Origin of the sequence: Micromonospora sp. NPDC049240 (assembly GCF_040647835.1) — a bacterium.
GTDB lineage: Bacteria > Actinomycetota > Actinomycetes > Mycobacteriales > Micromonosporaceae > Micromonospora.
In genome coordinates this window covers 252221-272115 of record NZ_JBEZCX010000003.1, presented here as the reverse complement: position 1 = coordinate 272115, position 19895 = coordinate 252221, and the positions used below count along the sequence as shown (strand labels likewise).

Genomic DNA, 19895 nt, shown 5'->3' with positions numbered 1-19895 from the left:
GGTCTAGTCGAGCGGGCGGCAGGAGGCCCGCACCACCAGCTCGGTGGGCAGCCGGATGTGCGCGTCGCGTTCGACGCCGGCGATCAGGTCGATCAGCAGGCGCAGCGACTCCGCGCCCATCCGTTGCAGCGGCTGCCGGATCGTGGTCAGCGGCGGGTCGACGAGCGCCGACTCGGGGACGTTGTCGAAGCCGATCACCGACAGGTCGTCCGGCACCGGGATGCCCATGCTCCGGGCCACGTCCAGCGTGGAGATCGCCGAGAGGTCGTTGCCGGCGAAGATCGCGGTCGGCCGGTCGGGGAGCGCGAGCAGTTCCGCCGCCGTGCCGGCCGCGCCCTCGATCCGGAAGCCGCCGACGCGGACCAGCCGCTCGTCCACCGCCACGCCGGCGTCGGCCATGGCCTGGCGGAACCCGGCCTCCCGCAGGCGCGCCGACTCCAGGTCGGGCCGACCGCTGATGTGCCCGATCCGGCGGTGGCCGAGCGACAGCAGGTAGTTGGTGGCGAGCACCGCGCCGGCGAAGTTGTCCGAGTCGACGGTGGGCAGCCCGGACGGGCCGGTGTGCGGGTCGACGGCCACGACGTGGAAGCCGTGCTTGGTCTCGACCACGGTCGGCGTCACGATCACCGCGCCGTCGATGAGCGTCCCGGACAGGCGGGCCAGTGACCGACGTTCCCACCCGATGGCGGCGCCCTCGCCGTCGCCGCTGGAGTAGGCCAGCAACTGGTAGCCGCTGCCGGCCACCTCGCGGGAGGCGCCCTTGAGCAGCTCGGTCGAGAACGGCTCGAACTCGGCGACCAGGATGCCCAGCACGTTCGTCCGGTGGCTACGCAGGCTCTGCGCGCCCAGGTCGGCCTCGTACCCGAGGTCGTGGATGACCTGCCGGACGCGCTCGACGGTGGCCTGCGCGACGCCGTACCTCCCATTGACGACCTTTGATACGGTCGCCACCGAGACGCCGGCGGTACGGGCCACGTCCGACATCTTGACGCGCTGCGGGAAGGTCACGACGACGATGATAGAGGTCTCGGAGGGCTCTGGCGCGACGGTTCGAAAACGTTATCGATACCGATTGACATCGAGTTACGTGGCTGTAACACTCCCCGACAGGTAACCCGACTGAGTGGTCGAGGAGACATCTAATGGCGATGAAACGCCGCGCCGGTGCCGTGCTGGCACTGTTGATGACCAGCGCCCTCGTCGCCGCCGGATGCAGCGGCGGTGGCGACGACGACAAGGCGGCTCCGGAGAGTGAGCTGTACAAGAACCCGGTGACGCTGACCTGGTGGCACAACGCCTCCCAGGACGGCCCCGGCAAGACGTACTGGGAGAAGGTCGCCAAGGACTTCTCCACCGCCCACCCGACCGTCAAGATCGAGATCGAGGCGATCGAGACCAACCAGCTCCAGCGCACCCGGCTCCCGGCCGCGCTGCTGAGCAACGACCCGCCGGACGTCTTCCAGGCCTGGGGCGGCGGCGAGATGCGGGAGCAGGTGGAGGCCGACTACCTCAAGGACATCACCGACCAGGTCAAGACCGAGGTCGCCGACATCGGCTCCGCCGCCGAGATCTGGCAGGTCAACGGCAAGCAGTACGGCCTGCCGTACCGGATGGGCATCGAGGGCGTCTGGTACAACAAGGACATGTTCGCGAGGGCGGGCATCTCGGCGCCGCCGACCACCTTCGAGGAACTCAACGCCGCGGTCACCAAGCTCAAGGCCACCAACGTCATCCCGATCGCCCTCGGCGCCGGTGACAAGTGGCCGGCCGCGCACTGGTGGTACAACTTCGCGCTGCGCGCCTGCTCGGTGGACACGCTGAAGAAGGCCTCCACCGACCGGAACTTCGACGACCCGTGCTTCGTGAAGGCCGGCCAGGACCTCAAGACCTTCATCGACACCAAGCCGTTCCAGAACAACTTCATCGCCACGCCCGGTCAGAACGACCCGACCAGCGCCAACGGCCTGCTCGCCAACGGCAAGGCCGCGATGGAGCTGATGGGCGACTGGAACCGGGGCACGCTGGACACGGTCGCCACCGACAAGGCGAAGCTCGGCAAGTTCCTCGGCTGGTTCCCGGTGCCGGCGATCTCCGGGTCCGCCGGTGACCCGAAGGCGGCCCTCGGCGGTGGCGACGGCTTCGCCTGCGCCAAGCAGGCTCCGGCGGAGTGCGTCGAGTTCCTCAAGTACCTCGTGAGCCCCGAGGTGCAGAAGGGCTACGCCGCCACCGGCACCGGCCTCCCGGTCGTCAAGGGCGCGGCGGACGGCGTGACCGACCCCGCGCTGAAGTCCATCCTGACGGCCACGTCCGAGGCCACCTACGTGCAGCTCTGGCTGGACACCGCCTACGGCAGCACCGTCGGCAGCGCGATGAACGACGCCATCGTCGCCATCTTCGCCGGCAACGGCACGCCGGAGAAGGTCGTCTCCGCCATGAAGGCGGCCGCGAGCAAGTGACCTCCACCGACCAGACCCGGTTCCCCGCCGGCGGCGTCACCGCGCCGCCGGCGGGCTCCCGGCCCGCCGGACGCGCCTCCTCCCGTCGGGCCGAGACCCGCCGCAAGTGGTACGAGATCGTCGGGCTCACCACGCCGGCGCTCGTCGTCTACGTGACGTTCGTGCTGGTGCCGATGGGCTTCGCGTTCTACTACAGCCTGTTCCGGTGGCGCGGGGTGGGCCCACCCACCGAGTTCGTCGGCTTCAAGAACTACGTCCTCGCCTTCCAGGACCCGATCTTCCTCGACGCGCTGCGCAACAACGCGATCGTCGTGTTCGGGTCGCTGCTGGTCCAGGGTCCGCTCGCGCTCGGCGTCGCGCTGCTGCTCAACCGCCGCTTCCGCGGGCGCGGCGCGTTCCGCCTGCTGGCGTTCGTGCCGTACGTGCTCGCCGAGGTCACCGTCGGCATCATGTGGAAGCTGATCCTGACCGGCGACGGCACGGCCGACGAACTGCTGCGGGCGCTGGGCCTGGGCGGGCTGGTCCAGGCGTGGCTCGCCGACCTCGACGTGGTCATCTGGACCCTGCTGTTCGTCCTCACCTGGAAGTACGTCGGCTTCGCCATCATCCTGCTGCTCGCCGGCCTGTCCAACGTGCCGGAGGAGCTGACCGAGGCCGCCGCGATCGACGGCGCGAGCTGGTGGCAGACCCAACGCCACATCACGCTGCCGCTGCTCGGCCCGACGATCCGGATCTGGATGTTCCTGTCGGTGATCGGCTCGCTCCAGGTCTTCGACGTGGTCTGGGTGACCTCGGTGCCCGCGGTGCGCTCCCTCGGCGCGTCGGCCACCATGGCCACCTACATGGTGGACAACGGCTTCTTCGCCCGGCTGTGGGGCTACGGCAACGCGGTGGCCGTGATCCTGTTCGTCATCTCCTTCGTGGCGGCGCTGCTGTTCCAGCGCTTCCTGCTCCGCCGCGACATCGAGGGCGCCATCACCAGAAGGGCGAACTGACCGTGACCGCGAATTCCGTCCTGCCCCCGTCCGCCGGGCGCCGGCCGATCTCCTGGGGCACGCCGCTGACGTACGCGCTCGCGCTCGCGGTCGCGGCCGTGTCGATCGCCCCGATCGTCTACGTCATCGTCGGCGGTTTCCGCACCACGCCGCAGATCGTCGCCGACCCGGCCGGGTTGCCCGACCCGTGGGTGTGGGACAACTACGCGCGGGTGCTGACCCAGAGCGACTTCTGGCGGCAGGCGTTCAACAGCGCGGTGATCGCGTTCGGCACCACGCTCGGCGTGGTGGTGCTCGGCCTGTGCGCCGCGTTCGTGATCGCCCGCTACACGTTCCGCGGCCGGGAGGCGCTCAACACGTTCTTCACGCTCGGCCTGCTCTTCCCGGCCGGCGCGGCCATCCTGCCGCTCTACCTGATGCTGCGGGACCTGAACCTGATCAACTCGTACTACGCGGTGATCCTCCCGCAGGTCGCCTTCTCGCTGCCGATCACGATCGTCATCCTGCGGCCCTTCCTGGCGGCCATCCCCCGGGAGTTGGAGGACGCGGCCTCGATCGACGGCGCGGACCGGCTCGGCTTCCTCTGGCGCATCGTGCTGCCGTTGTCGCGGCCCGCGCTCGTCACCGTCGGGATCCTCGCGTTCGTCGCGAGTTGGAACGCGTTCCTGCTGCCGCTGCTCGTCCTCGGCGACGTCAGCCTGCACACCCTGCCGCTGGGGGTGCAGAACTTCTCCAGCCAGTACACCACCGACACCGCGGGCGTCCTCGCCTTCACCTCGCTGGCGATGCTGCCGGCACTGCTTTTCTTCACGCTCGCCGAGAAGCAGATCGTCGGTGGCCTGCAGGGTGCGGTCAAGGGCTGAGCGGCAGCGGTACGAGCACAACCGAGGGAAAGGCACACCATGACAGAGGTCCACGCGGTGGTGGACGGGCCGGCGCCGGCCCAGCAGCGCCGGGACGGGCAGGCCGGCGAGACACGCGTACGCGAGCTGCTCGGCCGGATGACGCTCGACGAGAAGATCGCGCAGCTCGTCGGGTTCTGGGAGAAGGAGGACGGCGAGGCGGTCGCGCCCCTGCAGGGCGAGTTCGCCGACACCGGCCGGCTGGAGGACTTCTCCCGGCACGGGCTGGGTCACCTCACCCGCGCCTACGGCACCCGCCCGGTCGACGCCGTGGCCCGCGCGGCCTGGCTGTGGAAGTTCCAGCGGGACCTGGTGACCGGCACCCGGCTGGGCATCCCGGCGCTGGTGCACGAGGAGTGCCTGACCGGCCTGGCGGCGTGGAAGGCGGCGACCTTCCCGACGCCGCTGGCCTGGGGCGCCGCGTGTGATCCCGATCTTGTCACCGAGATGGCGGCGGCGATCGGGGCCTCGATGCGGGCGCTCGGCATCCACCAGGGCCTGTCCCCGGTACTGGACGTGATCCGGGACCCGCGGTGGGGGCGGGTCGACGAGTGCATCGCCGAGGACCCCTACCTGGTCGGCACCATCGGCACGTCGTACGTGCGGGGGTTGCAGTCGCAGGGCGTGCACGCCACGTTGAAGCACTTCGCCGGCTATTCCGCGTCGCGCGCCGGGCGGAACTTCGCGCCGGTGCACGCCGGCCCCCGGGAGCTGGCCGACGTGCTGCTGCCGCCGTTCGAGATGGCGATCCTCGACGGCGACGCGCGCAGCGTCATGCACTCGTACGCCGAGATCGACGGCGTGCCGGTGGCCGCCGATCCGACGATGCTGACCGGCGTGCTGCGGGACCGCTGGGGCTTCGACGGCACCGTGGTCGCCGACTACTACGCGGTCGCCTTCCTGAACCTGCTGCACCACGTGGCGGCCGACAACGCGGACGCGGCCGCGCAGGCGCTCGCCGCCGGCCTCGACATCGAGCTGCCCACCGGCGACGCCTACCTGACGCTGCGGGAGTCGGTGCGGACCGGCGCCGTCGACGAGGCGCTCGTCGACCGTGCGGTGCTGCGCGTCCTGCGCCAGAAGCGGGACCTCGGGCTGCTCGACGCCACGTTCGACGACGAGCCGCCCCGCGTGATCGACCTCGATCCGCCGGAGCACCGGTCGATCGCCCGCCGACTCGCCGAGGAGTCGGTCGTCCTGGTCGCCAACCAGGGCGTGCTTCCGTTGGCTCCGGGCCGGCGGGTGGCGGTCGTGGGCCCGAACGCGGACCGGCAGGGCGCGCTCTTCGGGTGTTACTCCTTCCTCAACCACGTGCTCGTCCAGCATGCCGGCGTGGAGACCGGCATCGAGGTGCCGACCGTCCTCGACGCGGTGCGCGGCGAGTTCGGCCCGGACCTCGTCACCTGGGCCGGCGGTTGCGACGTGGACAGCGACGACCGGTCCGGTTTCGACGAGGCGGTCGCCACCGCGTCCGCTGCCGACGTCGCCGTCCTGGTCGTCGGCGACCACGCCGGTCTCTTCGGGCGTGGCACGGTCGGGGAGGGCTGCGACCGGGACGACCTGGAGCTGCCCGGCGTCCAGCGGGAACTGGTCGAGGCGGTCCTGGCGACCGGGACGCCGGTGGTCCTGGTGCTGCTCACCGGCCGGCCGTACGCGGTCGGCTGGGCGCTGTCCCGCTGCGCGGCCGTGGTGCAGGCGTTCTTCCCCGGCGAGGAGGGCGCCGGCGCGATCGCCGCCGTGCTCTCCGGGCGGGTCAACCCGTCGGGCCGGCTCCCGGTCAGCCTGCCCGGCTCGGCCGGCGCGCAGCCGTACTCCTATCTGCACCCGACGCTGGGTGAGGGCAGCAACGGCACCAACCTGCCGGCGACGCCGGTGGCGCCGTTCGGGCACGGCCTGTCGTACACCACGTTCGCGTACACCGATCTCGCCGTGCCGGCCACCGTGCCGACCGACGGCGCGCTGCGCGTCACGGTGCGGGTGACCAACACCGGCGCGGTCGCCGGCGACGACGTGGTCCAGCTCTACGGCCGCGACGTGGTGGCCTCGGTGACCCGGCCGGTGGCGCAGTTGCTGGGCTACCGGCGGGTCCGTCTGGAGCCGGGGGAGTCGGTCACCGTCGCGTTGACGGTGCCCACCACCCGCCTGGCGTTCTCCGACCGCACGCTCACCCGGGTGGTGGAGCCCGGCGAGGTCGAGGTGTGGGTCGGCACGAGCGTGCGGCGGGACGCGGGGGCGTCCACCACGCTCACCGGGCCCACGGTCCCGGTGACCAACGCGTCCGCGCGCTGGACGACCACGGAACTGAGCTGACCTCCGGGCCGCCGGTCGTCCACGGGGACGACCGGCGGCCCGGCCCACCGCACGTCCCCGCGGTGGGGTAATTCGCCGGAAAACGACCCTACGTCGGTTTTGCACTCCGTAGGCTCCGGACGTCGTTCAGCCCTCGCAAGGTGGGCTCCTGGTGCCGGGCCGCAGGGGATGCGTGAGTCACGATGATGGACGCGGACACCATGGTCCTGCCCCGGCTCGGGCCGGCCGACGGCGGCGTCGAGGACCCGTGGGGAGAGGACCGGTCACCACGCCCGCGCCGGGCCGCCGCCCGCGTGACGGCCGGCGCCACCCGGTGGCGGATCGCCGCCTGGCTGCTGCCGGCGCTGCTGACCGGCGGGCTCGGCGGGGCCGGGCTCGGGACGCCGGGGCTGCGGACCGAGGAGCTGGCGACCTGGCGCGCCGCCACCTCCCCGTGGCGTGACGTGTGGGCCGGGGACCGGACGCTGGCGCCGTACCACCTGCTGATGCGCGGCTGGGCGGAGCTGTTCGGCGCGGGCGACGTCGCGCTGCGCGTACCGTCGCTGCTGGCGATGACCGCGGCCGCGGCGCTGGTCGGCGCGCTGGCCGCGCGGATGTTCGCGCCCGGTACGGGGGTGCTGGCCGGCGCGCTGTTCGCGGTGCTGCCGTCCGCGACCCGGTACGCGCAGGAGGCCCAACCGCACGCGTCGGCGCTGTTCGCCGCCGTGCTCGCCACCTGGCTGCTGCTGCCGGTCCTGGACCGGCCGACCGCGCGGCGGCTCGCGGCGTACGCCGGCGCGGTGGTCCTGCTCGGCCTGTGTCAGGCCGGGGCGGTGCTGCTGCTCGCCGGCCACGGTTGGGTGGTGCTGGCGTTCCGGCGCGCGACGGCCGGTCGCTGGCTGGCCGCGGTGCTGCCGGGCCTGCTCGTCGTCGCGGCGTTGCTCCGGTCCGGCGCGCGGGTCGACGGCGGGTTGCTGCCGCCCGGCGTCCGCGTCGATCCGGGCGCGCTGGCGGCCACCCCCCGGGAGCTGTTCGGCGTCACCGTGCTGGGTGCGGTGCTGGCCGGGTTGGCGCTGTTCAGTCTCCCGCTCCGGTACGCCGCCGCGATCTGCACCGCGTGGGCGTTGGTCCCGGCGCTCGGGCTGCTGCTGGTGGCGCGGGTGGTCCCGGTCTGGTCGCCGGCCGGCCTGCTCTTCACGGTGCCGGCCTGGGCGGTGCTCGCCGCGGTGGCGCTGTCCCGGCTGCGGGCCCACGGGGCGGTCGCGGGGCTGGCGGCGGTCGCGCTGGTGGGCGCGCCGGCCCAGGCGGCCGTGCGGGGGCCGGACGGGCACGGCCAGGACCCCCGCCGGGTCGCGGCGATCGTCGACGGGCTGGGGCGGCGCGGGGACGGCGTGCTCTACGGCGACCCGGCGGCGCGGACGCTGGTGGCCCGGTACGTGCCCGCCGACCGCCGCCCGGTCGACGTGCTCGCCACCCGGTCGGTCGACGTGTTCGCCACCCGGCCGGGTCCCGACTGTGGCGGGTGCGACGTGGCCCCGCGCCGGCTGTGGCTGATCCAGCCCGGTCACCCGACCGTCGGGTGGGCGCCCGGGGACGGCGACGGCGCGGCGGCGCGGGCCCTGCGGGTCGGGTACCGGCCGGCGCAGGTCTGGCGGCCCGCCGGGTTCACGGTGGTCCTGCTGACCGACCAACGGCGGACATCGCCCTGATTCGCGCCTTTTCCACCTGGTTGTCTGCTTAGCATCGGTCCGGGTTCCTGGCGAGCCCGATGCAGACCATGGGGGAAATGTGGCTGTCGCCGCTGATACACGCCTGTCCCGCGCCACCCGGCCGGCGCCGTCGGGTGACCGCGCTCGGTCGGGCGTCCCGCCCGGGCGGCCCGTCCCGCCGGGGACCGACCGCCGGCAGCGCAACATCCGGGCCCGCCTGGCGTACGCGCGCTGCGGCGCCACCGCCGGCCCGCTGCGCCCACCTCGACGCCCCGACGCGCCCGTCGAACTCCGTCCCGCCGCCTCGGTCGCCGCGCGGGCGGTGCTCACCCTGCTGGTGCTCGTCAACAGCGCCGCCGGCCTGCTCCTCGTCGGCTGGCTGCTGCTGCCGCAGCACGTGCCCGGAGCGGGCGTCGTCGGGCCGGGCGGCTGGTCGACGCTCGCCGCCCGGCTCGCGTTCTGCGTGGTCGTCGGCGTCGAGCTGATCCGGCTGGCGCAGAACGTGGTGGTGTGGGTGTTCGCCTTCCACGCCAAGGATCCGGTGCCGGTCGATCCGCCGGTCGGCCTGCGGGTGGCGCTGCTCACCACGATCGTGCCGAGCAAGGAGCCGCTCGACGTCGCGGAGCGGACGCTGCGCCGGCTCCGGGAGATCGTCTACTGCGGGCGGGTCGACGTGTGGATCCTCGACGAGGGCGACGACCCGGCGGTGCGGGCGATGGCGGCGCGGCTGGGCGTCCGGCACTTCACCCGCCGGGGGCGGCCGGAGTACAACCAGCCGCGCGGCGAGTTCCGGGCCCGGACCAAGTCCGGCAACCACAACGCCTGGCGGGCCGAGCACGAGCACCGCTACGACGTGGTGGCCAACGTGGACCCGGACCACGTGCCGCTGCCGCACTTCCTGGAACGGACGCTCGGCTACTTCCGCGACCCCGACGTCGCGTTCGTGGTGACCCCCCAGGTGTACGGCAACATGCACCAGAACTTCGTCGCCCACGGCGCGTCGGTGCAGCAGTACCTCTACAACGGCCTGATCGCCCGGGGCGGCAACGGGCTGGACGCGCCGCTGCTCACCGGCACCGGGCACCTCTACCGGCCGGCGGCGTGGCGGACCGTCGGCGGCTACCAGGACTCGATCATCGAGGACCACCTCACCAGCATCCGGATCCACGCCGCCGTCAACCCGACCACCGGCCGTCGGTGGAAGGGCGTCTACACCCCGGACGTGGTGGCGCTGGGGGAGGGGCCGACCTCCTGGGCCGACTACTTCAACCAGCAGCGCCGCTGGGCGGCCGGCATCTGCGAGATCCTGCTCCGCCGCGAGCTGCGCGCGCCGCGTGAGCTGCCGTCACGCCGCCGCTGGCAGTACCGCCTGCTCCAGTTCTACTACCCGAGCGTGGCGGTCAGCCTGCTGCTGGGCAACGCGGCCACCGCGCTGTACCTGCTCACCGGCATCGACGCGGGCCGGCTCGACCCGCAGGTGTGGGGCACGCTGTGGGGCTCGACGATCGGCACCTGGTTCCTGCTCTGGCTCTGGCTGCGCCGCTTCAACATCGCTCCGCACGAGCGGGAGGAGGTGGGCATGGTCGGCATGGCGCTCGCGTTGTTCGCCGGGCCGGTCTACCTGGCCGCGGCCGTGGGCACGGTGCTGCGCCGTCGGCTCGGCTTCGTGGTGACCGCCAAGGGGACACTGCGCACCGCCGAGTCGCCGCGTACCTTCCGGCTGCACCTCTGCTGGGCGGCGGCCGCCGCCGGCCTGCTCGGGGCCAGCTTCGTGCTGGACCACGACCACCCGCTGCTGCGGGTCTGGCCGGCGTTGACGCTGGTCACCGGGCTCGCGCCGCCGCTGATCGCCTGGGCGGAGAACGCGCGCGCCCGCCGGGACGAGCCGGCGCCGGCGCCCGAGCGGCCGAGGCCGGTCCGCGAGGGAGCGCCGTGCTGAGGTTGACCGTGCCCCGGGTCGGCCTGGCGCTGGCCGGCGTGCTCCTGCTGGCGTACGCCTTCGTGGTGGCGCCCGGCCTCCGGCACGACACGGCGCCGGGCCCCGCGCCGGCCCCGCCCCGGGCCGCGTCGCTGGCCGACGCCCCCGCGACCACCGCGTCCCCTTCCGCCACCGGGGTGTTCCCGCCGGCCGGCCGGGCGTTCGTCGGGGTGATGACCGACAAGGGCCCCTACGACCTCACCGCCGTGGACCGGTACACCACCGCCGTGGGACGGGCGCCGCAGGTGATGCTCTTCGGCACGTCCTGGGCGTCGGCCACCTTCGACCGCGCCCTGTTCGACCGGATCGCCGACCGGGGCATGATGCCGATGCTGGGCTGGGAGCCCTGGGACCACGCCGTCGACGAGGCGGCCCGGGACACCGGCCTGCCGGCCCGCCAGGTCGACCGGCTGCGGTCCACCCAACCGGCCTACCGGCTGGCCCGCATCACCGCCGGCCACTTCGACGGCTATCTGCGCTCCTGGGCCGAGGGGGTGCGGACGCTGGGCTACCCGATCGCCATCCGGTTCGCGCACGAGATGAACGGCGACTGGTACCCGTGGAGCGAGCGGGCCAACGGCAACCACCCGGGCGACTACGTGCGCGCCTGGCGGCACGTGCACGACGTCTTCGCCGCGGCCGGCGCCACGAACGTCACCTGGGTGTGGAGCCCGAACGCCAGGTGGGACAAGACGACCGCCGGGCTGACCGGTCTCTACCCCGGCGACGACTACGTCGACTGGGTGGGCGTCACCGGCTACTACGGCATGGGCGCCTTCACGAAGACCTACTCGTCCTTCGACCAGATCTTCGGGCCTACCGTCGCGGAGATCCGCGCGATGACCCGCAAGCCGCTCGTCGTCACCGAGACCGCTGCCGCCGAGAGCAGCGGACACAAGGCCCGGTGGATCCGGGAGACGTTCGCCTCGCTGCCGCGCTACCCGAACCTGATCGGGCTGATCTGGTTCGAGGTGGACAAGGAACAGGACTGGCGGATCGCCGGTTCGCCGGCTGCTGCGGCGGCGTTCGCCGAGGCGGTCGCCACCGACCGGTACGACGTGACCTGGTCGCCCTTGTCGCGGCCACGCGCCGGGCCCTGAGCCCGGCCCGCGCCGGGGGAGGGTGGCGTCCCGACGGCGTCACCGCACGCAGACACCGCCCGGTGCGCCGGTGACGACCGGGTGACGCGGACTCCGGCAGGGTCGCGGCACGAGGCGGCACGGCGCGAGGGGGCGGCATGGTCAGGACGATGCTCTTCAGACGCGCGCGCCCCGGCTGCGAACCCGCCGTCGGGCCGGCCTGGGAGACCGTCGCCGGCCAGGTCAGCGCAGCGTCCGGCAGCCTCCGGCGCGAGCTGCTGCGCGACGCCCTGGACCCGTACGGGTTCGTCGTGGTCACCGAGTGGGTCGACGAGGCGGCGCTGCGCGCGTACCGGGACGGGCCGGTGGCGGCGCGCCTGACCGAGCTGCTCCGGCCGCTGACCGAGCCGGCCGGCCCGCCCGCCTACCCGACGATGACCGAGGACGTCGACGGGGCCGGGCCGGTCTACGTCGACGTGGAGCTGATCGTGCCGGGCGCCCGCCTCGCCGAGTTCCACCGGGGCTACCCCGAGGTGGTGCGGCGGATGGCGGCCGTGCCGGGCTACCGGCGGGAACGGCTGTTCCGCGAACCCGGGTCGGACGTGCACCACATCTTCGCCGAATGGGACGGCGCGGCCGAGTTCCTCGACTGGATCGCCGACCCGGCGCACGCCTCGGCGCAGGCCGGGCCGATCGCCCCGTTCCTCCTCGACATCCGACGCCGTCTCTTCCACGTCGTGCCCGACGCGGACGACCGGCGACACCACACCACGGTCAGGGAGGCCGACGTGCAGAGGACAACTGACGTACTGGTGGTCGGGGCGGGCCCCACCGGGCTCACCGCCGCCGTCGAGCTGGCCCGGCGCGGCCTCGACTGCCGGGTGATCGACCGGCTGGCGACCCCGCCCGACCAGGCCGACAAGGCGATCGGCGTGCACTGCCGCACCATGGAGATCTGGGAGGAGCAGGGCGTCGTCCGGGAGGCGATGGACGCCGGCATCTGGCTCACCGGCAACATGGTCTTCGTCAACGGCGTGCAGACGCACCGGATGAGCTGGGAGCTGCCCGGCCTGCCGTACGCCCACCTCGGCCTGCCGCAGTACGAGACCGAGCGGATCCTCACCGAGCGGCTGGCCACGCTCGGGGTGCGCCCCCGGCGCGGCGCCGAACTGGTCGACTTCACCCAGGACGCGGACGGCGTCACCGCCACCGTCCGCACCGCCGACGGCGGCACCGAGACCGTCCGCGCGGCGTACCTGATCGGCTGCGACGGCGCGCACAGCCGGGTCCGGGAACGGCTCGGCCTCACCTTCACCGGCGGGCTCGGCCGCTTCCCGCAACTGTTCATGCTCGTCGACGTCGACGTGGACTGGGACATGCCGGACGGGCACCTGCTGCGGTTCCTGCACACCACCGACGGACAGATGGACGGAATGCTGGTCTGCGTCCCGCTGCGCGGCGAGCGCCGGTACCGGATCGCCACCCTCGCCCCGCCCCGGTTCTTCGCGCAGACCGGCGGTCGGGACGCCCCGCCCGGGTTCAGCGAGGAACTCGCCTCGCCGACGCTCGACGACGTGCAGGCCGCCCTCGACCGGCTCGCCCCGCCCGGGACCCGGGCGTCGAACCTGCGCTGGTCGTCGGTGTTCCGGATCAGTCACGGCATCGTCGACCGCTACCGGCAGGGTCGGGTCTTCGTCGCCGGCGACGCCGCCCACCTGCACCCACCGGCCGGCGGCCAGGGCATGAACACCGGCATCCAGGACGCCTGGAACCTGGCCTGGAAGCTGGCCCTGGCGGTACGCGGGCGCGCCGCCCCCGGGCTGCTGGACAGCTACGAGGCGGAGCGGCGGCCGGAGGGCGAGGAGATCGTCGGCCGCGCGGTGCGGATGGCGGGCACCGAGGAGGTGGACCGCGCCGACCTGGAACGGCAGTTCCTCCAGGAGATGTCCCTGCTGCTCAGCTACGCCGGCAGCCCGCTGGTCGGGGAGACCGTCGCCGACCCGGCCGCGCTCGGCGACGCGCCCCGCCCCGGCGACCGCGCGCCGGACGTCGAGGGGCTGCGGCGGCGCGGCGTCGGGCACCCGCTGCGGTTGCGGGACCTGACCCGGGGCACCGGGCACACGCTGCTGCTCTACGCCGATGCCACGGCCGACGCGGCGGAGCTGGCCGGGTTCGCCGACCTCTGCGCCGACGCGCGGCGGCAGGCCGGCGGGGAGCTGGACGCGTACCTGTTGCTCGACCCGGACGTCGCCGAGCCGCACCTGGCCGACCCGCCGGTGCTGCGCGACGCCGACCGGCGGTTCCGCGCCGGGTACGGCCTGGCCGGCACCGGGCTCTATCTGATCCGCCCGGACGGGCACGTCGGGTTCCGGGGCGCCCCGGTCGACGCCGACACGCTCCGCAAGCACCTGTGCCTGGTGTTCGGCGGTGTCCGATGAGCCGGGTCCGGACGGTGCTGGCGATGCGCACCCGGGAGGGCTGCGAGGAGCGGTTCGAGACGGAGTGGCGGACCGCCGCCGAGGAGATCCGCACGCTCGACGGCTGCCTGCACCAGGACCTGGTCCGCGACGCCGACGACCCGCGGGTCTATCTGGTGATCAGCGACTGGGCCGACCGGGAGCGGCTGGACGCGTTCGGCCGCAGCGCGCACCGGGACCGGCTGCTGCGCGTGGTCCGGGAGCTGCGCGAGTCCGCGGAGCGGCACACCTACCAGGTGCTGCACAGCGTGGCCGGCGAGACGGGGGAGGCCCGATGACCGACGACGTGGTGCCCGCCGGCGAGCTGTACACGGACGCGTTCGCGGCCGACCCCTATCCCACCTTCGCCCGGCTGCGCGCGCAGCGGCCGGTCTGCCCGGTGGGGTCGCCGCGCTTCGACTCGTGGTTGATCACCCGCTTCGACGACGCGCGTGCGGCGTTGACCGACCCGCGGCTGTCCAAGGACCTCTACGGACCGGACCGGCACTTCCTGCGGATCTTCGGCCCGAACTCGGAGGGGCTGAACCGCAACATGCTCAACTCCGACCCGCCCGAGCACACCCGGCTGCGCCGCGTGGTGTCGCAGGCGTTCGCGCCCCGGCGGATCGAGGCGCTGCGACCCCGGGTGGCCACCGTCGTCGACTCCCTGCTCGACAAGATCGTGCCGCGCGGCGAGGCGGACCTGATGCGGGACTTCGCCATCCCGCTGCCGATGACGGTCATCTGCGAGCTGCTCGGCGTGCCACCGGCCGACCACGACCGGGTGCTCGACTGGACGCAGGTCATCCGCACCTCCGGCTCGACCCGCCGGCCGCCGGAGGAGGAACGCGCGGCGGTGCAGGAGGCCCAGGCGCGGCTGCACGACTACCTGACCGAGCTGGTCCGGGCCAAGCGGGGCGACCCGGCCGACGACATCATCGGCGCGCTGGCGCGGGCCGTCGACCGGGACCGGACGCTGTCCGAGGCGGAGCTGGTGACCACCACGTTCCTGCTGCTGTTCGCCGGCCACCAGACCACCGCCGACTTCCTCGGCAACGCGGTGCTTGCCCTGCTCACCCACCCGGAGCAGTTGGCGCTGCTGCGCAGCACGCCGCGCCTGCTGCCCACCGCGATCGAGGAGCTGCTGCGGTTCGACGGCCCGCTGCCGGTGGCCAGCCCGCGCGTCACCACCGAGGACGTCGAGTACCAGGGGGTACGCATCCCGCGCGGCTCGATCGTCGGGGTGGCGATCAACGCGGCGAACCACGACCCGGCCCACTTCGCCGACCCGGACCGGCTCGACCTGCGCCGGGTCCGGGGGCCGCACCTCGGCTTCGGCCACGGCGTGCACTACTGCCTGGGCGTCTCGCTGGCCCGGATGGAGGCGCTGCTCGCGCTCTCCGCGCTGCTGCGGCGGCTGCCCGGGCTGCGGCTCGCCGTGCCGCTCGCCGAGGTACGCCGACTGCCCGCCGCCTCGCCCTTCCGTGGCCTGCTGGAACTGCCGGTCACCTTCTCCGCCTAGCCCGCCTAGCCCGCCCACCCAGCCAAGGAGCACGTCATGGTCTTCCGGAACGTGATCGTCTGCCACATGGTCCCCGGCAGCGACGAGATCGTCGGCAACGTCTTCGGCCACTACGACCAGATCACCCGACCGCAGGACCTCGGCGTCGTCGGCCGGTACCTGCTGTCGCACCACGACCTGTACCTGCACGTGATCGAGCGCGAGCAGGACCCGAGGATCTCCGGGCAGACCCGCGGGCTGCCCGCGTTCCAGAAGATCGCCGAGGAGATCGGCCCGTACGTGACGCCGTACCCGCGGTACTGGAAGAACCCGTCGGACTCGGTGGCCAAGGAGTTCTACCACTGGGCGCCGGAGGGGGAGCCGCCGGACGACACCACGCTGACCGTGATCGTCGGACGGATCAAGCCGGGCGCCGAGCCGGACGTGGCCCGGGTGTTCGCCGAGTCCGACGCCGGGTCGCTCCCGGCCGAGCTGGGCGTCACCGGGCGCTGGCTCTACTCGATCGACGACGTCTACGTGCACCTGCTGGAGCAGGAGTCCTCGGCCGCCGAGGCCACCCGCGACCAGCACGCCGACACGCCGACGTTCGACAGGGTGCGGCGGGAGCTCGGCCCGTACGTCGAGCCGTACCGGCCGGACCTCTGCCACGGCCCGCAGGACCAGGTGGCCACCGTCTTCTACCGCTGGCGCGCGCAGGACTGAGCCGGGTGGAGTTTACAAGCCGGTAACGCTGTGCCAGCCTCTTGGGCGCGCTCCCACGATCGCCGACGGTCGGGATCCCGCGGGGGCCGGAGGGCGGTGCGCGGTGACCGCGGAGGCGGACGTCGACCTGGTGACGGCCGCGCGTCGAGGTGACCGGGGCGCGCTCACCGCGTTGCTCGCCGCCCACCTGCCGCTCGTCTACAACGTGGTCGGCCGCGCGTTGGCCGGGCACGCCGACGTCGACGACGTGGTGCAGGAGGTCATGCTGCGGGTGGTCGAGCGGCTGCCCGCGCTGCGCGAACCGGAACGCTTCCGGGCCTGGCTGGTCACCATCGCCATCCGCCAGGTGCGGGAGCACGCCCGCCGGCGGGTCGTCGCCCGGCAGGTGCCGTTGGACCCGTACGCGGACGCGCCGGACCCGGCCGTGGACGTGGCCGGCGAGGTGCTGGCCGGGGCGGAGCGGGACGCCGAGCGGCGGGACGTGCTCGCCGCCGTCGCCTGGCTCGACACCGACGACCGCGAGGTGCTCACGCTGTGGTGGCAGGAGCTCAACGGCGAGCTGAGCCGGGCCGACCTGGCCGAGGCGCTGGCGGTCGGCCCGGCACACGCGGCGGTCCGGATCCAGCGGATGCGCACCCGGCTCGCGCAGGCGTACACGGTGCTGGCCGCGTGGCGGGCCCGGCCGCGCTGCCCCGAGCTGGCCCGCACCGCGCGGGGCTGGGACGGGGTGCTCGTCCCGCTGTGGCGCAAGCGGCTGGGCCGGCACGTGTTCGCCTGCCCGGCGTGCCTCGCGGCCGGTGGACGTCGGACCACGCCGGAGCAGGTGCTGCCCGTCCTGGCCGGGCTGGCGGTGCCGGCCGGGCTGCGCCTGGCGGTCGAGGCCCGGGCGGTCGCGCCGACGGCGTCGGCCGCCGTGTCCGGCGTGGCGGGCGGCCTGCGGAGCCTGCTGTCGCACAAGGCCGCGGTCGCGGCGGGCACGGTCGCGATCCTGGCGGTCGGTGGCCTCGTGCCCGCCGTGCTTCACACCCCGGACGGGCGCGACGGCGTGGTGGCCGCCGCGCCGACGATCCCGGCGTACGGCGGCCCGTCGGCCCCGCCCGCGCCGTCGGGACCGCCGGGCGACACCCCGACGCCTCGGCCGTCGCGGGCGCTCACCGGCGTCATCGACGCCGACATCGTCGTCGCACCGGACGGCCACGACGACGGCGACGGCAGCCTCCGCCGTCCGTTCGCCACGCTGGGCCGGGCGGTCGAGGTGGTCCGGCCCGGCCAGACCATCGCGCTGCGCGGTGGCACCTACCGGATGACCGAGCCGGTGACCATCACCACCGACGGCACCGCGGACCGGCGTATCGTGCTCGGCGCCTACCGGTCGGAGCGGCCGGTGCTCGACGCCGCCGCGATCCCCGCCGACAGGTGGGCGGTCACCCAGCGGACCGCGTGGTGGACCGTGCAGGATCTCGAGGTACGCGGCTCCCGCAGCCACGCCTGGGTCTGCCGGTCCTGCGCCCACACCGTGTTCCGCCGGCTCTCCATGCACGACAACGTCCGCTCCGGTCTGACGCTGCGCGACCCGGGGACGGTCGACAACCAGGTGCTCGACAGCGACTTCTTCCGCAGCTACGACCCGGCGGACCCGGGCGGCTCCGGGATCGGGCTGGCGGTCAAGTTCGGGGCCGGCGCCGGGAACGTGCTGCGCGGCAACCGGGCCTTCCACAACGCCGACGACGGCGTCGACCTGGGCGGGTTCGCGGACCCGGTGACGGTGGAGCGGAACTGGTCCTACGGCAACGGGCAGGACCGCTGGGACGTGGCCGACTGGGACAGCAACGGATGTGGCTTCACCCTCGGCGGCGGTGAGTCGATCCCGGTCGGGCACCGGGTGCGGGGGAACGCGGCCTGGGGCAACCGGGGACACGGGTTCGGCGTGGAGGCCAACACCGGTCCGATCGACCTCACCGGCAACACCGCGTTCGGTAACGGCGGTGTCGGCTTCGACCTGGCCGACGGCGGGGCCACCGCGCGCCGGAACCTGGCCGTGGGGAACGCCGCACCGGCGCGTGGCGCCGCGGACACCGCCGGCAACTCCTGGGACGGCGGGACCGCCGTACGGCTGCGGTCGACCGACCCGGGTGCGGCCGAGGGACCGCGCCGGCCGGACGGGACGCTGCCGTCCACCCGCTACCTCGGCACCGGCACCGGCATCGGCGCCGACCTGACCGCCTCCTGAGAAATCCGCCGGAAAACCGTTGCCGCGGTCGTGGTGGCCCGTCTGTGTGCTGACGGGGTCGCCGGGCAGCACCCGTTCCGGGCACCGCTCCCTGCCGTGCGGGCCGCCGCCAGCCGCTGGCGGTGACGGTCGGGGAGACCACACCGCATCCGCACCGAACCCCCCGGGAGAACCGTGAGAATCCTCCTCCGACGACGGACGGCCACCGTGCTCGCCGTGCTCGTCACCACCGCCATCGCCGCCGTGGGCGTCGCCACCGCCGGCCCGTCCCAGGCTGCCGCGGGCTGCCAGGTCGACTACCGGGTCACCGCGCAGTGGTCCGGCGGCTTCAGCGCGGCCATCACCATCCGTAACCTCGGTGACACGCTCACCGGCTGGCGTCTCGGCTGGACGTTCCCGGCCGGGCAGACCGTCACACAGGCGTGGGGCTTCACCGCCGGTTCGTCCGGCGCGGCCGTCGTCGCCACCAACGTCGACTGGAACGCGACCATCGCCGCCGGCGCGAGCGTCGAGGTCGGCTTCAACGGCGCCTCGACCGGCACCACCAACCCGAGCCCGACCGCGTTCACGCTCAACGGCGTCGCCTGTGCCGGCTCGTCCACCCCCACGCCGACCCCGACCCCGACGCCGACCTCCGGGCCGACCACCCCGCCGCCGACCACCCCGCCGCCGACCACCCCGCCGCCGGCCGGCACGCCGACGGTGGCCGCGGACGGCAGCGGCAGCTACCGCACCGTGCAGGAGGCGGTGGACGCGGTGCCGGCGAACAACACCACCCGCCGGGTCATCACCATCAAGCCCGGCACCTACCGGCAGGTGGTACGCGTGCCGGCGAACAAGCCGAACATCACCTTCCAGGGGCTCGGCTCGTCCCCGTCGAACACCACGATCGTCTACAACAACTCGGCCGCCAGCAACGGCACCTTCGCCAGCGCCAGCATGTTCGTCGACGGCGCCAACTTCGTCGCGGAGAACCTGACCGTCGCCAACGACTTCGACGAGAACTCCTCGACCGTCAACCAGCAGGCCGTCGCGTTGCACCTCAACGCCGACCGGGCCGTGCTGCGCAACGTGCGGCTCCTCGGTGACCAGGACACCTTCCTGGTCAACGCGCGCACCCGCGCCTACGTGGTCAACTCCTACATCGAGGGCACCACCGACTTCATCTTCGGCGACGGCACCGTCGTCATCAACGCCTCCACCATCCACGAGAAGCGCTCCACCGGCAGCGCCATCACCGCCGCCCGAACCGACCCCGCCAAGACCTACGGCTTCCTGATCTACCGGTCCACCGTCACCGGCACCGGCACCAACAACACCACGCTCGGCCGCCCCTGGGGCCAGGGCGCGCAGGTCCTCTACCGCGAGTCCACGCTCAGCAACACCATCAAGATCAGCCAGCCGTGGACCAACATGGGCGACGCCACCTGGCAGAACGCCCGCTTCTCCGAATACCGCAACACCGGCGCCGGCGCGACCGTCAACAGCAACCGCCCCCAGCTCAGCGACGCCCAGGCGGCGAACTACACGCCGCAGAAGTACCTGGCCGGCACCGACGGCTGGAACCCGCTGTGAGC

14 protein-coding genes are annotated in these 19895 nt (G+C 73.6%); 13 read left to right on the top strand and 1 reads right to left on the bottom strand.

Annotated elements, in window-relative coordinates; genetic code table 11:
* Nucleotides 1-3 precede the first annotated feature (3 nt).
* Entirely contained in the window at nt 4-1008 is a 1005-nt protein-coding gene (locus tag AB0B02_RS06525; RefSeq protein ID WP_107157346.1) for a LacI family DNA-binding transcriptional regulator, read from the bottom strand.
* Nucleotides 1009-1142: 134 nt separating this feature from the next.
* On the opposite strand from AB0B02_RS06525, the gene AB0B02_RS06520 reads away from it, so the two are divergent.
* The 13 genes from AB0B02_RS06520 (at nt 1143) to AB0B02_RS06460 (ending at nt 19893) form a co-directional block, all read left to right on the top strand.
* Nucleotides 1143-2456 (top strand): extracellular solute-binding protein, encoded by a 1314-nt coding sequence (locus AB0B02_RS06520; protein WP_281941995.1) that lies wholly within the window; start codon nt 1143-1145, stop codon nt 2454-2456.
* Nucleotides 2453-3451 carry a sugar ABC transporter permease gene (locus AB0B02_RS06515; RefSeq protein ID WP_357297412.1) on the top strand — a complete coding sequence of 333 codons (999 nt, stop codon included), beginning with the start codon at nt 2453-2455 and terminating at the stop codon, nt 3449-3451. The genes AB0B02_RS06520 and AB0B02_RS06515 overlap by 4 nt, the downstream gene beginning before the upstream one ends.
* Entirely contained in the window at nt 3448-4314 is an 867-nt protein-coding gene (locus AB0B02_RS06510; RefSeq protein WP_281942699.1) for a carbohydrate ABC transporter permease, read from the top strand. The genes AB0B02_RS06515 and AB0B02_RS06510 overlap by 4 nt, the downstream gene beginning before the upstream one ends.
* A 39-nt stretch (nt 4315-4353) precedes the next feature.
* Nucleotides 4354-6663 (top strand): glycoside hydrolase family 3 N-terminal domain-containing protein, encoded by a 2310-nt coding sequence (locus AB0B02_RS06505; RefSeq protein WP_281941994.1) that lies wholly within the window; start codon nt 4354-4356, stop codon nt 6661-6663.
* Nucleotides 6664-6845: 182 nt separating this feature from the next.
* Nucleotides 6846-8351 (top strand): glycosyltransferase family 39 protein, encoded by a 1506-nt coding sequence (locus AB0B02_RS06500; protein WP_357297407.1) that lies wholly within the window; start codon nt 6846-6848, stop codon nt 8349-8351.
* Between the two features lie 79 nt (nt 8352-8430).
* Nucleotides 8431-10290 (top strand): glycosyltransferase family 2 protein, encoded by a 1860-nt coding sequence (locus AB0B02_RS06495; RefSeq protein ID WP_357297404.1) that lies wholly within the window; start codon nt 8431-8433, stop codon nt 10288-10290.
* Nucleotides 10284-11429: a glycosyl hydrolase gene (locus AB0B02_RS06490; protein ID WP_281941991.1), complete on the top strand. Its 1146-nt coding sequence runs from the start codon at nt 10284-10286 to the stop codon at nt 11427-11429. Before AB0B02_RS06495 ends, AB0B02_RS06490 begins: the two co-directional genes overlap by 7 nt.
* A 149-nt stretch (nt 11430-11578) precedes the next feature.
* Complete coding sequence (locus AB0B02_RS06485) at nt 11579-13846, top strand: FAD-dependent monooxygenase (protein ID WP_357297399.1); 2268 nt, start codon at nt 11579-11581, stop codon at nt 13844-13846.
* On the top strand, nt 13843-14163 hold the full coding sequence (locus AB0B02_RS06480; protein ID WP_357297395.1) for an antibiotic biosynthesis monooxygenase family protein: 321 nt from the start codon (nt 13843-13845) through the stop codon (nt 14161-14163). Before AB0B02_RS06485 ends, AB0B02_RS06480 begins: the two co-directional genes overlap by 4 nt.
* The gene (locus AB0B02_RS06475; RefSeq protein WP_281941987.1) at nt 14160-15386 is read left to right on the top strand and encodes a cytochrome P450; all 1227 of its coding nucleotides are present in this window, start codon (nt 14160-14162) and stop codon (nt 15384-15386) included. Before AB0B02_RS06480 ends, AB0B02_RS06475 begins: the two co-directional genes overlap by 4 nt.
* Nucleotides 15387-15422: 36 nt before the next feature.
* Nucleotides 15423-16088, top strand: coding sequence for a TcmI family type II polyketide cyclase (locus tag AB0B02_RS06470; protein WP_281941985.1), 666 nt, complete (start codon nt 15423-15425; stop codon nt 16086-16088).
* Nucleotides 16089-16191: 103 nt separating this feature from the next.
* On the top strand, nt 16192-18318 hold the full coding sequence (locus AB0B02_RS06465; protein ID WP_357297390.1) for a sigma-70 family RNA polymerase sigma factor: 2127 nt from the start codon (nt 16192-16194) through the stop codon (nt 18316-18318).
* Nucleotides 18319-18492: 174 nt separating this feature from the next.
* On the top strand, nt 18493-19893 hold the full coding sequence (locus AB0B02_RS06460; RefSeq protein WP_281941983.1) for a pectinesterase family protein: 1401 nt from the start codon (nt 18493-18495) through the stop codon (nt 19891-19893).
* Nucleotides 19894-19895: the final 2 nt, after the last annotated feature.

Excerpts from the sequence above, each read along its gene's own strand:
- AB0B02_RS06520 (WP_281941995.1), top strand. The coding sequence starts at position 1,143 with ATGGCGATGAAACGCCGCGCCGGTGCCGTGCTGGCACTGTTGATGACC.
- AB0B02_RS06505 (WP_281941994.1), top strand. The coding sequence starts at position 4,354 with ATGACAGAGGTCCACGCGGTGGTGGACGGGCCGGCGCCGGCCCAGCAG.
- AB0B02_RS06500 (WP_357297407.1), top strand. The coding sequence starts at position 6,846 with ATGATGGACGCGGACACCATGGTCCTGCCCCGGCTCGGGCCGGCCGAC.
- AB0B02_RS06485 (WP_357297399.1), top strand. The coding sequence starts at position 11,579 with ATGCTCTTCAGACGCGCGCGCCCCGGCTGCGAACCCGCCGTCGGGCCG.
- AB0B02_RS06480 (WP_357297395.1), top strand. The coding sequence starts at position 13,843 with ATGAGCCGGGTCCGGACGGTGCTGGCGATGCGCACCCGGGAGGGCTGC.
- AB0B02_RS06475 (WP_281941987.1), top strand. The coding sequence starts at position 14,160 with ATGACCGACGACGTGGTGCCCGCCGGCGAGCTGTACACGGACGCGTTC.
- AB0B02_RS06470 (WP_281941985.1), top strand. The coding sequence starts at position 15,423 with ATGGTCTTCCGGAACGTGATCGTCTGCCACATGGTCCCCGGCAGCGAC.